Source organism: Candidatus Aminicenantes bacterium, from assembly GCA_011049425.1.
Classification (GTDB): domain Bacteria; phylum Acidobacteriota; class Aminicenantia; order UBA2199; family UBA2199; genus UBA876.
Genome location: DSBM01000119.1, coordinates 1 through 17,183, shown reverse-complemented (window position 1 = coordinate 17,183; position 17,183 = coordinate 1). Strand labels below are relative to the sequence as shown.

The following is a 17,183-nucleotide window of genomic DNA, read 5'->3' as shown; positions in this document are numbered from 1 at the left end:
CCCCCGGCAAGTCAGCGGTTGAAAAGGGGTTGATAATCCTGTACCACGACTTCACCGGATTTCACGATGGTGTGCCATGGCATCAACCCCGGGTGATAAGCCAGGTAGCTGTAATCTGGAATGTCCGCCAACAGAACATCCATTTTCTTTCCCGGTACCAGGGACCCAACGGAGTCCTGGCGGTCAATGGCATAGGCGGCGTTAATGGTGACCGCGTTCAAGGCTTCTTCGATGGTCAAACCCAGATGAAACACCCCCAGGTGAAAAATAAACAGTTGGGAGGAAATCATGGAGCTGCCGGGATTGAAATCGCTGCCCAGGGCCACGATACCGTTCTCACTGATCACGGATCGCGCCGGTGCATACTTTGACATGCGCAAAAAGAAAGAAACCCCGGGAAGAAAAATACACGCGGTGTCCGAGGCGCTGATGGCGGAGATCTCATCGGGTGTCATGGCAATGAGATGCTCGGCGGAGCGGGCCCCCTTATCCACAGCCAGTTTAGCGGCGCCGTTGGAAGTAAATTCATCGGCGTGAATCTTAAGCTTGAATCCCACTTCCCTGGCACGGTCCAGGTACTCCGCGGCTTCATCAACGGAGAACACACCTTCCTCACAAAAGATATCGGCAAATTCGGCAAGATTTCGCTCACGCACTCCGGGCATGACTTCCCGGACCTGGAAGTCAATGAAATCGCGGTTTCGCCCAACGAATTCCTCGGGGATTTCGTGGGCGCCCATAAATGTGGGCACCAGTTCAACCGGATGAAACTCGTTGACCGCATCGATGACTTCGAGTTGTTTGATCTCTGTATCCCGGTCCAATCCGTAACCGCTCTTGGCTTCGCAGGTGGTGGTTCCGGAAAGAAGCATCCGGTCCAGTCGCTTTTCCACGGATGCGGCCAGCTGCTCCCGGGTCATGGCCCGGGTGTCCGCGACAGTGCGCTTGATGCCGCCTCCCTGGCGCGCGATTTCGCGGTAATCCACTCCCTGCAACTTGAGGCGGAACTCCTCCTGGCGGGTGCCTCCGAAGGGCAGGTGGGTGTGGGGATCCACAAAACCGGGAAAGGCAACCATGTCGGAACCATCGATCTCCACCGCGTCCGGGGCCAGGCGGCAATTTTCTTTGAAATCGGTTTCAAAGCCCACAAAGCGGATATGCTCGCCCTGGGCGCCGATCCAGACATCGCGGGACAGGCGCAGTGAGTTAAGCCGCCCCCCCCGAACGACTGTGTCGTGGGCGGGATTGACCAGTTCACGGACATTGCGGATCAACAGGGTGATTTCAGTCATTTCCTCTCCGTTACCTTGGGGCGCTGAAACACGGGGACATCCAGAATATCTTCAAAGTCTTCCGGATTCGGCGCCATGCTGGGCAGACTGCTGTCGTTGATATACTCGATATTTTCGGCCAGGTTAACCGATGATTCACGTTTTCTGAACACGTAACGCTCAGGTTCCCGTGCTTCATCCTCTATAGCGGGTTCCGGCCGCGGCACCTGGATCGGGGTTCTGGGACGTGCCGGGGGCGGCGTGGGTTTGGCTTTGAAACGCAAATAGTTGCGTTTGGACTCATCGTTGAATCCCGTGGCAATCACAGTAACCCGGAGAACATCCCCCATACCTTCATCGTCCACGATACCGAATTTCACTTTGGCCGTCGGAGCGCTATTGCCCTTGATAATCTCGGAAATCAAACCGATCTCCTTGAGCGTCAGGTTCGAGGCCGCGGTTATGTTGTACAAGATGCCGGTCGCGCCGTCAATAGAAACATTATCCAGAAGAGGCGAAGTCAGGGCTTTGCGCGTGGCTTCCTCGGCACGGTTTTCTCCCTTGGCTTCTCCGGTGCCCATAAGCGTCATCCCCTTTTCACTCATGGCCGCGCGCACGTCGGCGAAATCCACGTTCTGGTACCCCGGGCTGTTGATAATATCAGAAATGCCCTGCACCGCTTTCAGCAGGATCTCATCGACCTGTTTATAAGCGTCTTTGTAGGATACGTCCGCGTCCTCCAGTTCGAACAAGCGCTGGTTGGGAATCACGATAATGGCGTCCACACTGCTCATCAGTCCCTGGATACCCATTTCCGCCACTTCACTGCGGGACTGGCCTTCGAACTCAAACGGCCGGGTCACTACCGCCACGGTCAACACGCCCATGGAAGAGGCGTGATTGGCCACCACTTGTGATGCACCGGTACCCGTTCCTCCGCCCATGCCGGCCGTGATAAAGACCATATTGGCCCCTTCCAGCAGGTCAATGATGGCCTCGGTGCTCTCCAGAGCGGCCTGCATTCCGACTTCGGCATTGGACCCCGTTCCCAGACCACGGGTGATTTTCTCTCCGATCTGCAGGGTTTGCGCAGGGGATTTGATGTTGGAGAGATCCTGGATATCCGTATTGATAGCAACAAACTCCACTCCCTGCAATCCTTCAGCAATCATGCGGTTGACGGCATTGCCTCCGGCGCCGCCCACGCCGACCACCTTCAATACCGCGCCTTTTTTCGCCTTTTCCTTGGCGTAAGTGATTCGCACTTGATCTGCCATGACACCCTCCTAGAATCCCAGCTGGCGTTTGACCCGCTGGAAAAAGCCTTCCGGCTTCTGCTTCAGAATTCCTCTATCTTTCAGGTCAAGCATTCCATATTTAATCAAACCCGTGGCCGTGGCGAAATCGGGGGAGTTGACTTTATCGATCAGTCCTCCCAGGCCAAAAGGCCGGCCAACACGCACAGGAGCGGCAAAAATATCATCGGCGATCTCGATCAATCCTTCCAATTGCGCCGAACCTCCGGTAATCACCACCCCGGCATTGATGGAATTGGACAAACCCTGGGAATCGATCTTTTCCTTGGCCATTTCGAATATCTCTTCCGCACGCGGTTTGAGAATATCCGTGAGCAAGGCTACGGAAATGCAGCGGCGCTTCTTGCCACCCACGCTGGGGATCTCGATGTTCTGGTTTTTCCAGTCGGGATCCATGCCGCAGCCGTATTTGCGTTTAATCATCTCCGCCCGATCAATGGGAGTACGGGTACCGATGGCCAGGTCATTGGTGAAGTTGTCTCCACCGACACCGATGGTGGCTGAATAGCTCAATGCTCCTTTTTCAAAGACCGCGATGTCGGTGGTCCCAGCGCCGATATCGATGAGGGCGACACCCAGCTCCTTTTCATCCGGCATCAGTACCGACTCCGCGGTGGCGATATGAGACAGGACCATGCGAATCACATCCATCTTGGCCTTCTTTAAGCAGATCAAAAGGTTTTTGGTTGCCGTCAGTGAAGCCGTGACGATGTGGATGTAGACCTCCAGGTTGGTTCCGATCATGCCGATGGGGTTTTTAATGCCCTCCTGAGAATCCACGATAAACTCCTGGGTCAACACATGCAGGATATCCTTGTCATTGGGGAGCATAATGCTGCTGCCGTGGGTTACGGCCCGGTCCACATCGTCTTTGCTGATTTCGCGATTGCGGCCGGTGATGTTGATGCTGCCCTTGGCGTTGATGGACTGGATGTGGCTGCCGGAGATATTCACGTAAGCCGATTCCGCCTCCACTCCCGCGGTAATCTCTGCTTCCTTGACGGAACGGCGGATGGACTCCACGGTTCCCTGCATATCCACGATAACGCCTTTGCGCACCCCGTTGGTTTCCGCCATGCCATAGCCGATGACTTCCATTTCTTCCTGGCCGTTGTCCGCTTTGACCTGGCCGATGATGGTGCAGATTTTTTTGGTTCCGATGTCGATTCCCACCAGGTAGTTGTCTTTCATGGTCCTCAGGCCTCCTGCCTGTATGCAAAATAAAAGCGGTTTTCAAATCTTAAGTCTACGTAGCGGATATCGCGGTGAAGTCCCAGGCGGCTTTTCCATTGCGTGTACTCCCGAAGACGCAGTAAGAGGTCCCGGGCCGGGGGATAGACCAACTCGGGGAGGCCCCGCCATTTGATTACCACGCGGTGAAATGAATCCATGCCCACGTATTCCACCTGGTCACGGACGGTTTCCAACTCCGCCAGATAGGGGGTCAAGCGCGGCAGATCCGATTCATTTAAGTGCCGGACCGTGATCAGCCCGCTTTGGGGTTCACGGCTCTGTTCCAGTACCACGCCATCACGATCAATGATCATGTGTTGCCCGTTGCGATCGAACTGAAAAACCGGCGTGCGCAATTCAAAATTCACTTCCACCGTGGACGGCAAACGCCGTGTCAATGACACGGAACGGACCTCACGCAATTGCATTAACTCTCTGCGCAAGTCGTGAAAATCAAGGACAAGGATATTGCCTCGATAGCGCTTAACCATCTGGTGAACGCGCTCCCGCTCATAGTGGGGAGGATTTACCAGGTGGAAAGACTGCACATCCAGCCGCTTCCAGGTAAACAGGAAATCCGCGGCCCGCCAGGCCAGCATGGCGCCCATGCCCAGCACCATCAGAATCAGGACCACGTGCAGCCCACGGACCTGGATGGTACGGATGCGTTTTTGCCGGGTCAGGGTGCGGTTGTTGACGCGGCGGAAAAACTCCGCTTCGCCGCGAATCCCCACTCCGGATAATTCCCTCATCGGCTGAACCTCTCCATGCGCGCGGCAAAATCATGGGCCAGGTGGCTCAAATCACCGGCGGAAAGGAACACCACCGCATCCCCGCAACAGATCTCTTTTTCCAGATAGGCGGTAATGGCGTTAAAATCCTCCAGGAATCGCGAAGATGTGCCGCTGAGTTGGTCGACCCGTTGCGCCAATGTCATGCCGCTGACACCGGGAATCGCCTTTTGACCGGCGGCATACGGAGGCGCCACCAGGACTTGGCTGATTCCCGCGAACGCTGCCGCAAAACCCTCTTGCAACAACTGCAACCGTGTGTAACGATGCGGTTGAAAAACCGCGATTATGCGACGGTAGTCACCCTTTTTCAACGTGTCCAGGGTCGCCCTTATTTCAGTTGGGTGGTGGGCGTAGTCGTCCACCACCAGGAAATCGTGGGAACGAAACAGCACCTGAAACCGCCTTTCAGGCAGGTAAAATTTTTCCAGGCCGTCAAGAATCTGTGGCGTATCCAGCCCGACCTCCAGGCAAGAGGCTGAAGCGGCGAGTGCGTTCATGATGTTATGACGCCCGCCCACGTTGATCACCGCTTCGCCATGGGATTCGCCATCCAACAAGAGCTCGAAACTGGTGCGAAACAGCGATTCCTCCATAACCCGGCCCCTTACGGACGCACTTTCCCCCAGACCGAAGCTGCGCACCCTCTTGTTCAGTTGCGGATAAATACGCCGGCAATTGGGACAATCACTGTTGAGTACAATTGAACCGTAAAAGGGCACCCGGTCTCCAAAGGTGGTGAAAGCCGTGAGAAGATGGTCCATATCTCCGTAATGATCCAGGTGATCGTCCTCGATGTTGTTGATAACCGCAACGGTTGGAAAAAGCTGCAGAAAACTTCCGTCCGATTCGTCGGCTTCGGCGATCAGGTAATCGGATCGACCCAGTTTGGCTCCGCTTTCCTCGGTTTTTAAGCGCCCACCCACCACGTAGGTGGGATCCAGACCGGCGAAATGAAGAATGGTCGCGATCATCGACGTGGTGGTGGTTTTTCCGTGTGTACCCGCTACGGCGATAGAGAACTTCAAGCGCATCAACTCACCCAGCATTTCCGCACGGGGGATCACGGGGATGCGGCGACGCCTCGCTTCCACCAGTTCAACATTGTCTTTGCGAATGGCACTTGAGTAAACCAGGGTTTCCGCATCGTCCAGGTTCAGGGCATTGTGACCGATCGCAACGGGAATGCCCATCCTTTGAAAACGCTTTACAGCACTGCCTTCGGCTATATCGGACCCGCTGACCAGAAAACCCATGTTGTGCAATACCTCGGCAATGCCGGACATGCCCGCCCCGCCGATACCGGTAAAGTGCACCCGCTTGATTCGACTGTATTTAATCATTGGCAAACACCGTTTTTCCGTGCCTGGAAACGTTAGTGATAATTCCCGCGATCAGCATCGCCGAAATCAGGGAGCTGCCGCCAATCGAGATAAACGGCAGCGCAATGCCTTTGGTGGGAAAAATGCCTATGGTGACCGAGATGTTGACAAAAGCTTGCGCCACCAGCAGAAAGGTCAACCCCGTGACCAGCAGGTAGGCCTGGCGGTGGCCGGAATTGCGCGCGATGTTCAGGCCGCGCTTCAAAAACAGGCCGAACAATCCGATTACCAGCAAGCAGCCGATGAGACCCACTTCTTCGGCGATAATGGCGAAAATAAAATCCGTATAGGCGTAAGGAAGGAAAAAAAGTTTCTGGGTCGAACTGCCCAGCCCTTGACCGAAAATACCCCCGGAACCGACGGCATAGAGGGATTGAACGGCCTGGAAATTGAATGTGCTCAAAAACTTTTCCGGATTGAGAAAGGCCAGGATGCGTTGCATTTTCTCTGGATCCAGGCGCAGCAGCAAGTAAGCGACCGGCATGGCCGCCGCAGCAAATACAAAAAGGTAACGCAACTTCAAGCCGGCCACAAACAACATGGCCACCGCGATCAAGGCCAAGAGAAAAAACGTGCCGTAATCGGGCTCTTTAAGAATGAGAATCTCCATCACAAGGAAGGGGATCAGGATCACGGTTAAGCGGGGCAAGTGATTGACATCCCCATTGCGCCTCCCCAAAACCAGCGCCAGATACATGATCCCAGCCACCTTGGCAAATTCCGAAGGCTGAAGCGAAAATCCCGCCAGGTGTAGCCAGCGGTATGTGCCGTTGATTTTGCCGCTGAAAAAAACCAGGGTCAACCCCACTATGGCAAGCAGCACGAAAGCATAGACGATAGCCGGCTTGAGGTACACCGCACGTTTCTGCATCACCATAACCGCAAATACGATCAAGCCGACGGTCAGCCACAGGAGTTGGCGTTTCAGAAAATAAAAACTGTCACCGTATTTCTCTTTTGCCAGGATCATGGTGGAACTGTAGGCCATAATGAGTCCAATCAGGATCAACATGGCCATGACGCCCATGAGGATGCGGTCAATTCCCACGCGACGCACCATGATCAGCCTCCTCCAAGACAATTCGCGCGCATACCCAATTCGGTCACCGCGGCACGAAACACATCTCCCCGGTGTTCAAAACTGTTGAACATGTCGAAACTGGCGCACCCTGGAGCCAACAACACCATGCCATCGCCGCCGCGCAAAAGGGCGAAACCGCGGTCTACGGCTTCGGCCAAGTCTTCTACCTCCTCCAGGATGCCGGAAACGCCGGTAAGTTGGGCGCGAATCCGATCCGTTGCCTCCCCCAACAACAGCACGCGCTTGATGCGTTGATGAATCAACGCTTCCAGACCGGCGAAATCACCGCCTTTGTCCTTGCCGCCTAGGATCAGCACCGCGGGAACATTCACACTGAGAATCGCTTTTTGCGCGGCATCCACGTTGGTGGCCTTGGAGTCGTTTACGAACCGCACACCTTCCACAATGCCCACGGTTTCCATACGGTGCGGCAAGCCGCAAAAATCGGCCGCCCCGGCGGCGATATCACGACCACTCACGCCCAGCAGGTGCACGGCCGCGGCCGCGGCCAGGTAATTTTCCAGATTGTGGGGCCCGGGCAATGGAAACGTGTTCAGGGGCACGCGGTCTTTTTTTAAAGAAAAATCCAGGTGGATTTCATCTTTTTCCAGATACACGCCACCGCGAAGATGCCCGGCGCTTGAAAACCATATCTTTTTCCCGCGGCTGACCGATTCCAGCAATTGCCTGACCAGGGGATCATCCCCATTGGCGACCGCAAAGTCGCCCGGTTGTTGATTGACAAACAGACGTTGCTTGGCTTCGGCATAGGCATCCACTCCGGGATAGCGGTCCAGGTGATCGGGAGTAAGATTCAGCAGCACACCCACGTGAGGTCGGAAATCACGGATCTCTTCCAGTTGGAAACTGGATATCTCCAATACGGCCACGTCACTCTTTTTCATTTTCCGCACCAGTGAAACGAACGGCGTGCCGATATTTCCGGCAAGAAAAGCAGACCGTCCGGCACGCCGGAGCAGGTGATGAATCAAACTCACTGTCGTGGACTTGCCGTTGGTGCCGGTAACGCCCACAATGGTTGCCTGGTTGCAGCCGGCCGCGTACTCGATTTCGGACACAACCGAAACACCACGATTCCTCAAATCCTGAAAGCGCTCCGCACGTCCATCCACACCGGGACTGAGCACTACGGTATGCGCCGTCCCCAGGCGGGCAAAGTCGCCCGGCCCGGCCAAAAAGCACACGCCCCTGCGTTTGTACGTTCTGACGGTTTCATCGCGATCCGGCGGTTTGTCGGTATACAACATTAAAGAAGGTGGATCCCCGCTTTCCAGGAGGAAATCGAGCATGGCGCGACCGGTTCGCCCGAAACCAACCACGGCCACTCCAGACTCAATCATGAGATAACTCCTCCAGGATTCGCTCCAGGCCTATTCCCCGCGATGCTTTCAATACCAAAACACAGGGGTCAGAAAAGCGACTTTTCAGGTATTGCGCCGCTGCTGCGGCGTCGGGCAGAGCAACCACGCGCTTCGGGTCCGCGCCGGCTTCGAGAGCGGCCTGAAATATCACTTGCGCCCGGGGGCCGACCGTAATCAGGGCGGCGTATTCGAGACCGGCCCAGAACTCGCCGACTTCGCGATGAAATTCCAATTCCCGTGGCCCCAGTTCCAGCATGTCGCCCAGAACCGCCACCCGCGGCAGGCTGAACTCAGTCGCCACCCAGGCCAGCACCCGTTTCACCGCTTCGGGATTGGAATTGTAGGTTTCATCAACCACGGTGAAGTGTTTCAGCCTGCGGATCACACCCCGACCGTTTACGGGCTCCATGCGATCCATGACCCGTTGCATTTCACAATGGTCGACGCCGAGCTGGTAGGCCGTGACCATGGCGGCAAACAGGTTATCCAGATGCACATGGTGAATCAGGTTGGTGTGGAAACGGGCCGACTTTCCCCACCAGATGGTTTTCATGACACAACCATGACCGCTTCGCTCCACGCCGGCCAACACCACATCGTTGCCGTGCGGATTGCGACCAAAACGCACCATCCGGCCGGGACGCTCCGTCAGGACCGCGGCCAGAAAAGCATCATCTCCGTTCAGCACCAGGCAATCATCTGCGCAAAGGAAATCGGTAATCTCGCTTTTGGCCCGGGCCACGTTTTCAACGGAACCCAGGAATTCCAGGTGAACCGGTAGTGCATTGAGAATCACGGCGACATCGGGCCGCAAAATCTTTGCCAGGCTATGAATTTCACCGCGACCGGGATCGCTCATGGCCAGTTCAAACACAGCGGCTTCGGTGTCATCACCCATATTCAACAAAGAAAAAGGCAAACCAATGCGGTTATTCCAGTTTCCCCTGGAACGGTACGCCCGAAACCTGGATCCCAGGAGTTGAAACAAAAACTCTTTGGCCGACGTTTTGCCCGCGCTGCCGGTAATGCCCGCATAACGCACCGCTGAACCGTGAGCGCGTATATGGGACGCAAGTTGCTGTGCCGCTGCCAGGGGATCCTTGACACGTATGACCGGTACGGAAACTTTTCCCCGCCAATCCTCTGACACCACGGCGGCGCTGCCGGGAAAGGCGCCCAATTTATCAAGGAAACAATGCCCGTCCGTATGCTCTCCCCGCAAGGCGAAAAACAAACAATCGGATTCATTCAGTTCGCGGGTGTCAAACAGAAACCGACGTACCGGTTGGTTCAAAGATCCACCTTCCAGATCTCCTGCCGTGGCGGAAGCGATCATTCCGAGTGCTAATTCCGGCACGTCAGGCCTCCTTTGAACCCTGTTGCTCGAGCCAATCCCGAACGACTTCGGCATCATTGAAATGCACTATTTCACTGCCGATGGTCTGCGTGGTCTCATGACCTTTGCCGGCAATCACCACCGTGTCACCTTGCCGGGCCATATCGAGGGCAAAGAAAATGGCCTGCCTGCGATCCGGCTCCAGTTTGAACCGGGAAAAATCACGCGGAAATCCGGCGGTAATGGCCGCGGCAATGGCATGCGGATCTTCGGATCGGGGGTTGTCGCTAGTCACCAGAATGAAATCCGCGTTATCCGCCGCCACTTGCCCCATGCGCGGGCGCTTGGTCACATCCCGGTCGCCTCCGGCTCCAAATACCAGTATCACCTTTCCGGAAGTGACTTCCCGCAAAGACAAGAGGAGTTGCAGCAGGGCGCGATCCGTATGCGCGAAATCCACCACCACCGCAAAGTCCCCGCAATATACCGGCTGCAACCGCCCCCGCATCGGAGGCGTGACGGCCATAGCGGAAACAATATCTTCCATGGGTACCTTCAGCACCGTGGCCGCGGCCACGGCGGCCATGATGTTGAGCAGGTTGATGCGACCCACAAGCGGTGATTGCAACTGCGCCTCGCCCAATGGAGTGCGAACCACCGCCCGCAGGCCATGCAGGGAAAAATGGCAATCCCCGGAGGTGATATCCGCTCCCGCGGCAAAACCGTAGGTCAGGTAGCGACATTGCAGTTCAGGAACGATTCGCGAGGCCGCGCGATCATCGATATTGATAACGGCCCAGTCGTCTCGCCCCAGGCTCTGGAACAAGCTGAGCTTGGCCCGGAAATACTCCTCCATGGTGTGATGGAAATCGAGGTGATCACCGGAAAAAGTCGTGAACACACCAAGACTGAAAGGAATATCAGCCACCCGCTTCAGAGCGATGGCAGCGGAAGACGCTTCCATCACCATAAAGCGGCCGCCGCCGGCAGCCACTTCCGCTCCAAATTCAAACAAGTCCACTGATTCAGGAGTGGTGAGGCGGGAGGGATGAAAGGATGATGACGTTTCAGCGCCCTGCAACGTCATCCCCAGGGTGCCGCACAAGCCGGTGGGGGCAATGCGGGAAAGAATGGCCGCGATGAGGCCCGCCACCGTTGTCTTGCCGTTGGTCCCCGTAACGCCGATCATCCGCACCCCTCCCGCCTCGGATCCAAGGAGGTTCGCCGCCATGCGGCTTAGAGCGGCCCGATCATCCGCCACCCGGACCCAGGCCACAGGAGGAAGACCCGTCCGGGGAGCGTGCTCAGTCACCACGGCCACCGCTCCATTGGCCAATGCTTGATCCAGAAAATCCAGGCCGTCACGCTTGAATCCGCGCACGGCCACAAAACAATCCCCGGGTTTCACCCGGCGTGAGTCATAACGCAGACTCCGTATTTCAGGATTCCCGCCCAGACGCTCCAGTACACGCACGCCTTGGATTAATTGTTCCAATTTCATTTGATCAGCCCTGGGCCAGCTCCAAGGGAAAAACCCTTTCCGTTATGCGCATGCGCTCACAGATGGATTGAAATAGTGGGGCCGCCACGTCGCCACCGTAATAAAGGGTGCGTGGTTCGTCCACCACAATGAAAAGTGTATAGCGCGGTGACGGCAGGGGGAAAAACCCACCGAACGAGGACACGTAACTGTTGCTGTACTGCCCGTTTTTCACTTTTTTCGCAGTGCCGGTCTTTCCGGCGATCGTCAGCCCGGAAACCCGGGATTTCCGGCCGGTACCCCGCTCAACCACCTCACGCATGATGGTTTGAATCTGCCGCGCCGTATCCGTTGAAATCACACGATAGCCTTTTGCATGATCCAGCGAGATGCCTTCCACTTTTTTCAGCAGTCTGGGTTCAACCATCCAGCCGTCGGCAGCGATTGCGTTAAAAGCACGGGCCATCTGCAACGGCGTCACCATGATTTCGTAACCAAACGCCATGAATGCCGGTGACACCTCGCTCCAACTGCGGGCCGGTTTCAGCAATCCAGCCTCATTTCCCGGCAGATCCAATGCCACGGGCCGGCCAAACCCGAAGGCCCGGATGGCGTGGTAATAACGTTCCGACCCCAGGGCCAGCCCCACCCGGGCCGCGCCCACATTACTGGACTGAACAATGATATCGCGAAAACTGAGGCGATCGAAAGGGTGCACATCCTCAATGCGGCGGTTGCGGATTACGAAATGCCCGTTTCCGCAATCAAACTCCTGGGAAATTGTCACCACACGGTTTTCCAGGGCCGCCGCGGCCAAAACGACTTTAAACGTGGATCCCGGCTCATATAAAAAAGACAACGCCTTGTTGCGGACCCGCTTGTAGGGAACTTTCCAGGCCAGATCCGGGCTGAAATTCGGATAACTGGCCATGGCCAGGATGGAACCGTCATGCACATCCATAACAATAGCGGCCCCCGCGCGCGCGTTGAACCGCCGCACTCCCAACTCCAGTTCCCGCTGGACCATGTATTGCAAGGGGACGTCTATGGTGAGCGTTACATCCCGGCCGGGCCGGGTTTCATCAATGGGTTCCACGGCAAATACCCTGCGCCGCGCATCCCGTTGGACCCGCACTTTGCCTCCCCGGCCGCGCACCATTCTGTCCAGGCCATACTCGATACCAAAAAGCCCTTGCTCATCGATCCCCACTCCGCCCAGCAGGTGCGCCGCCACCTCTTTCTGGGGATAGACACGCCGGTATTCCTTAATGAAGTGAAGCAACACGGGTTCTTCCAGGCGCTTCTGCAATGTAGCCAGACGCTGGTAGTCTTCGTCGTTCAGCTTGCGACGATACCAGATAAAACGATCTCCACGCCTGATGCGGCGGCGAATTTCGCCGGCATCCGGGGTGGAAACCGGCAAGGTGCGCTGCAGATGCTCAAACAACTTCAAACAACGATCGGGTTCTTTTGCGGTTAAAAAGGCCGAATGGGATTGCACGGAAATGGCCAGGATTTCACCGTTGCGATCGTAGATGGTGCCGCGGCGGGGATGAAGCGTTACAATCCCCTTGCTCTGGGCCTTCACCCGTTCCAGATAGCGGCTGTAATTGAACACCTGGTGACGCACCAAGGTAAACACAATTCCCAAACCCCAGATTCCGAAAAACAGAAAAACCACGAAAGTCCGGTTGCGCTCCTGCCGGTTAATCTTCATGGCTCCCCCTTACCGCACGGATCACCTGTTCAGGCGTCGGTGGAGCCAAACCAAGCCGGGAACGGGCCAATCGATCCACCCTTTCAAGGCTGACCAGGAACGCCCGTTTCGCCAGTAACTTGTCGATCTCTATCTCCAACGTTTCCGCTTGTTGGGTCAACGTCTGCATCTTGTAGCCGTAATCGATGCTTTTCAAATTCAGGCTGGAATAGGTAAACAGCAGGATAAACAGCATAAAGACCACGAAGATGGAAACCGCGGCGGTGCGGCGGCGGACGGGAGCATTTTTCTTCATGCCACCTCCGCAACCCGTAGCCGTGCCGAATGAGAAGGGGGGTTCTCCAGCCGTTCGGCCGCTTGCGGCAAGATGGGAAAGGGCCGCAGGCAGTTGACCTTGCCGTCCGCCTGCAAGCGGCGCAAAGACTGCTTCACCAGGCGATCCTCAATAGAGTGAAATGAAATAAAGAGAATCCGCCCCCCGGATTCCATTTTAGCGGGCAAACGCATGATAAAGGTTTCCACACCATCCAGCTCACGGTTAACACAGATGCGCAGGGCCTGAAATACCCGGGCGGCGGGATGCACCACTCCACGGGGGAAGCGCGAGCCGAACACCTTTTCCACCACTTGCTTTAGTTGGGCCGTGGTACGGATCGGCGCGAAAAGACGCGTTTCAATAATGCGCTTGGCCAGTTCGCCGGCACGCCGAATATCTCCATAGTTGCGGAACACGGTCTCGAGACGTACCTGATCCCAGTTATTGACCACATCCGCGGCGGTGATTCCAGAACCGCGATCCTTGCGCATATCCAGGGGCCCGTCAAGATTGTGGGAAAAACCGCGGACGGCATCCTGAAGCTGCCAACTGGAAATACCCGGATCCACCAGCACGGCGGTTATGTCGCGATTCCGGATTTCGGGACGATCCAGGCTCGTCGTGTAATCCGCCTGGATCAGTACCACGCGCTCTTTCCAGCGGTCCAGCCGCCGTTTGGCCTCTTTCAAGCTATTGCTGTCCATATCCATTCCCAGAACCCGCAATTGCGGCACTTCCTCTAATACTCGAAGCGCGTGTCCCCCCAGGCCGACGGTCCCGTCAATCATCCACCCGGGCGGCACATTCCGCAGCAGGTCGATGATTTCATTGCTCATGACCGGGTAGTGGCGGGGTTCCATTCAAGATCCTTGCGATACGGTGAAGCTTTTCCTTGCTGTACTGTTCACCCAGTTCACGCTCCCGGAAAAATTCCGCGTTCCAGATCACCAGGTGATTGGCCTTGCCGAATACCCGGACTTCCTCTTGCAAGCGGCTTTCCCGGCGCAATTCCGGAGGCATCAGAATGCGGCCTTTGGAATCAATTGCACTCTCTACGCCGAAAAACCCCAAACGGTTCATAAAATCATCCATATCCGGATCCCACGACCCGTGGGATTCAATCCGGCTTTCCATCTCTTCCCAGACGCGAATGGGATAGAGGATGACATGATCGCCGTTCAGAGAGGTGACAAACACCTCGCGCCCATACTCTGTCTCGAATACAGACAGAAAGCGGGCGGGGATTTTCAGACGACCGCGATCATCGATTCTGGCACTGTAACTACCCCGAAAACGCTGCATTATCCCATTTTGTCCCATTTTGTCCCACTACATGATAAAATATATTAGTATAAATTGTCAAGAATATCAAAATTTTTCCCGAGACATTGTAATTTTCCCTTGACACACCATATATGGGGCTCTAAAATACATGAGTACTAGATAAGGAGAAGGGGATGGAAGGATTCACGGAAAACGCCATAAAGATCCTTCGGGCTCGCTACTTTAAACGCAACGCCGCTGGTGAACCGGAAGAGACCCGCCCGTCCCAGTTGTTCAACCGCGTGGCGCAATACGTCGCCCAGGCTGAAAAAAACGCTGACGCAAAACGCAATTGGGAAAAGCGTTTCCTGGAAGCCATGATGAAGCGTGATTTCATGCCCAACTCGCCCACTTTAACCGGAGCGGGGCGGGGGCTTTGCCTTTCCGCCTGTTTCGTCCTGCCAGTGGAAGATTCCTTGGAAGCCATTTTCGAAACCGTGAAAAACGCGGCCCTGGTTCACAAAGAGGGGGGAGGGACCGGATTTGATTTCTCACGGATCCGGCCCCAGGGCAGTTATGTGCGCAAGACCCAGGGTATCGCTTCCGGACCGGTTTCCTTTCTTCGTGTAATTGACGCCGGAACGGAAGCGGTCAAGCAGGGAGGAACGCGCAGAGGCGCCAACATGGGCATCCTGCGCGTGGACCACCCCGATATCCTCTCTTTTATCGATATGAAACGCGACGGGCACACGGCGCAGAACTTCAATATCTCCGTGGCCGTCACGGAAACCTTTATCCATGCCCTGGAAAACCAAGCCGATTACGAACTGTTGGATCCCCAGTCCGGTAATGCCACGGGCAGTCTGCCGGCCCGGCAGGTGTTTGAAGCCATGGTGGATTCAGCCTGGCGCAATGGCGACCCCGGACTGGTGTTTATTGAACGGGTCAACCAACTCAATCCCACCGCGGCCCAGGGCCCCATTCGTGCCACCAATCCCTGCGGCGAACAGCCCCTTCACGATTACGAGGCATGCAACCTGGGTTCCATCAACGTGGCCAACTTTTATCAATCCGGCCACGATGATCCGGTTCAATGGGAACGCCTGCGTGAAACCATCCACATGGGAGTACGCTTTCTGGACAACGTGATCGACGTGAACCGTTACCCCCTGGAACCGATCCGGGAGATGGCCGAGGCCAACCGCCGCATCGGCCTGGGAGTAATGGGGTTCGCGGACCTGTTGTTGCTGGCCGGTATCCGCTACGATTCGCCGCAAGCCCTGGACCTGGCCCGGCGCATCGCCGGTTTTTTCAAACAGGAGGCCACCGCCGCATCGCGTGAATTGGCCGGAGAACGCGGATCGTTTCCCCGCATTGAGCAATCGATTTACGCTGGATCCGTCATGCGCAACGCGTCGGTCTTGAGCATCGCTCCCACCGGCACCATCTCCCGCCTGGCCGGATGTTCCTCCAGTATTGAACCGGTGTTTGCTTTTGAAGTGGTGTCACGTATCCTGGACAGCGAAATCCGGGACGTCCACCCCATTTACGCCAAGTGGCGGGAAGATCATCCGCAAGAGACCCACCCCGATTGGTTTGTCACCGCCGGAGAGATCGCCCCCGAAGACCACCTTAAAATGCAGGAGGCTTTCCAGGAATCCGTTGACAGCGCGGTGTCCAAAACCATCAACTTCCCGCACGAGGCCTCGCGGGAAGATATCGCCGCCGCTTTCCGCATGGCATTCTCCATGAATATCAAGGGGTTGACCGTATACCGCGACGGTTGTCGTGCGGTCCAGGTGCTCAACCGGGCCGACGCGGAAACTCCCCAACCCATGGAGCGCCCCGATGCCCTGACCGCGTTTACGCACAAGATTCCCACCGGTTTCGGCAACCTGTACATTACCGTCACCTTTTTTAACGAGCGCCCATTCGAGGTATTCTGCTCAATCGGGAAAAGCGGCTATTCCACCATGGCGGACGCCGAAGCGATCGGCCGCCTGGCTTCCCTGGCCCTGCGCAGCGGTATTCCCGCCAGCGACGTGGCCCATCAATTAAAGGGGATCGGCGGATCGGAGCCCACCTTTCACAACGGCGAACTGGTGCAATCCATTCCCGACGCCATCGCCAAGATATTGGAAAGTCACGTGGGAACGGTCAGCGGCGGCGGCAGGGACCTCAACACCATCAACTGCCCGGTTTGCGGCGCCACCCTCACGGACGAAAAGTGCCCCACCTGCCCCAATTGCGGCTGGACCCGCTGTACCGGGACGTGAGAAAAAGGTGACAGGTATCAGGTGACAGGAGACAGGACACGGCAGTCGAAAGTAAACAGACAAAGCCTAGTGACGGCACTAAGGAGTATAAGTGATGAGGAAACCGGCCAGGCAGCTCAGCTCAGAATGCCTGTCCGAACTGTGATGATGTGTTTTTAAGCGCTGTGATGCAAAAATGGGGTGTCCCCAAAATCGGCGAACACCTGTCTCCTGTCACCTGCCTTCCTGTCACCTGATACCTGATGTTTTTTCCCCTTCCGTGTGTTCCGTGGTTTTGTTGAAATTTCCGGTTCGTGGGCGACCGGCCGGTCGCCCCTACATCTTCCCTCTTCAACTTTT

14 protein-coding genes are annotated in these 17,183 nt (G+C 56.2%); 1 reads left to right on the top strand and 13 read right to left on the bottom strand.

The features are described 5' to 3' along the window. Nucleotides 1-11: 11 nt before the first annotated feature. From ENN40_07880 to ENN40_07820, 13 genes are read right to left on the bottom strand one after another with little or no spacing between them, the layout of a single operon-like run. Nucleotides 12-1,292, bottom strand: a complete 1,281-nt coding sequence (locus ENN40_07880; protein ID HDP95263.1) for an imidazolonepropionase — start codon at nt 1,290-1,292, stop codon at nt 12-14. Next, a complete protein-coding gene (gene ftsZ / locus ENN40_07875; GenBank protein ID HDP95262.1) occupies nt 1,289-2,548 on the bottom strand; it encodes a cell division protein FtsZ in 1,260 nt (419 codons plus the stop codon). Before ftsZ ends, ENN40_07880 begins: the two co-directional genes overlap by 4 nt. Before the next feature lie 9 nt (nt 2,549-2,557). Then, nucleotides 2,558-3,778 carry a cell division protein FtsA gene (gene ftsA, locus ENN40_07870; GenBank protein ID HDP95261.1) on the bottom strand — a complete coding sequence of 407 codons (1,221 nt, stop codon included), beginning with the start codon at nt 3,776-3,778 and terminating at the stop codon, nt 2,558-2,560. Between the two features lie 5 nt (nt 3,779-3,783). Beyond that, nucleotides 3,784-4,572 (bottom strand): FtsQ-type POTRA domain-containing protein, encoded by a 789-nt coding sequence (locus tag ENN40_07865; protein ID HDP95260.1) that lies wholly within the window; start codon nt 4,570-4,572, stop codon nt 3,784-3,786. Further along, nucleotides 4,569-5,954 (bottom strand): UDP-N-acetylmuramate--L-alanine ligase, encoded by a 1,386-nt coding sequence (locus ENN40_07860; protein ID HDP95259.1) that lies wholly within the window; start codon nt 5,952-5,954, stop codon nt 4,569-4,571. The genes ENN40_07865 and ENN40_07860 overlap by 4 nt, the downstream gene beginning before the upstream one ends. Then, the gene (gene ftsW / locus ENN40_07855) at nt 5,947-7,053 is read right to left on the bottom strand and encodes a putative lipid II flippase FtsW (protein ID HDP95258.1); all 1,107 of its coding nucleotides are present in this window, start codon (nt 7,051-7,053) and stop codon (nt 5,947-5,949) included. Before ftsW ends, ENN40_07860 begins: the two co-directional genes overlap by 8 nt. A 2-nt stretch (nt 7,054-7,055) precedes the next feature. After that, nucleotides 7,056-8,435, bottom strand: a complete 1,380-nt coding sequence (gene murD, locus ENN40_07850; protein HDP95257.1) for a UDP-N-acetylmuramoyl-L-alanine--D-glutamate ligase — start codon at nt 8,433-8,435, stop codon at nt 7,056-7,058. Next, nucleotides 8,428-9,870, bottom strand: coding sequence for a UDP-N-acetylmuramoyl-tripeptide--D-alanyl-D-alanine ligase (gene murF, locus ENN40_07845; GenBank protein ID HDP95256.1), 1,443 nt, complete (start codon nt 9,868-9,870; stop codon nt 8,428-8,430). The genes murD and murF overlap by 8 nt, the downstream gene beginning before the upstream one ends. Then, nucleotides 9,815-11,293, bottom strand: a complete 1,479-nt coding sequence (locus ENN40_07840; protein ID HDP95255.1) for a UDP-N-acetylmuramoyl-L-alanyl-D-glutamate--2,6-diaminopimelate ligase — start codon at nt 11,291-11,293, stop codon at nt 9,815-9,817. Before ENN40_07840 ends, murF begins: the two co-directional genes overlap by 56 nt. Before the next feature lie 4 nt (nt 11,294-11,297). Continuing rightward, complete coding sequence (locus ENN40_07835; GenBank protein HDP95254.1) at nt 11,298-12,989, bottom strand: penicillin-binding protein 2; 1,692 nt, start codon at nt 12,987-12,989, stop codon at nt 11,298-11,300. After that, nucleotides 12,979-13,284: a hypothetical protein gene (locus tag ENN40_07830; protein ID HDP95253.1), complete on the bottom strand. Its 306-nt coding sequence runs from the start codon at nt 13,282-13,284 to the stop codon at nt 12,979-12,981. The genes ENN40_07835 and ENN40_07830 overlap by 11 nt, the downstream gene beginning before the upstream one ends. Further along, on the bottom strand, nt 13,281-14,165 hold the full coding sequence (gene rsmH, locus ENN40_07825; protein HDP95252.1) for a 16S rRNA (cytosine(1402)-N(4))-methyltransferase RsmH: 885 nt from the start codon (nt 14,163-14,165) through the stop codon (nt 13,281-13,283). The genes ENN40_07830 and rsmH overlap by 4 nt, the downstream gene beginning before the upstream one ends. Continuing rightward, complete coding sequence (locus ENN40_07820; protein HDP95251.1) at nt 14,131-14,625, bottom strand: hypothetical protein; 495 nt, start codon at nt 14,623-14,625, stop codon at nt 14,131-14,133. Before ENN40_07820 ends, rsmH begins: the two co-directional genes overlap by 35 nt. A 137-nt stretch (nt 14,626-14,762) precedes the next feature. Here ENN40_07820 and ENN40_07815 point away from each other — a divergent pair, with 137 nt between their 5' ends. After that, nucleotides 14,763-16,844, top strand: coding sequence for an adenosylcobalamin-dependent ribonucleoside-diphosphate reductase (locus ENN40_07815; protein HDP95250.1), 2,082 nt, complete (start codon nt 14,763-14,765; stop codon nt 16,842-16,844). Nucleotides 16,845-17,183 lie beyond the last annotated feature (339 nt).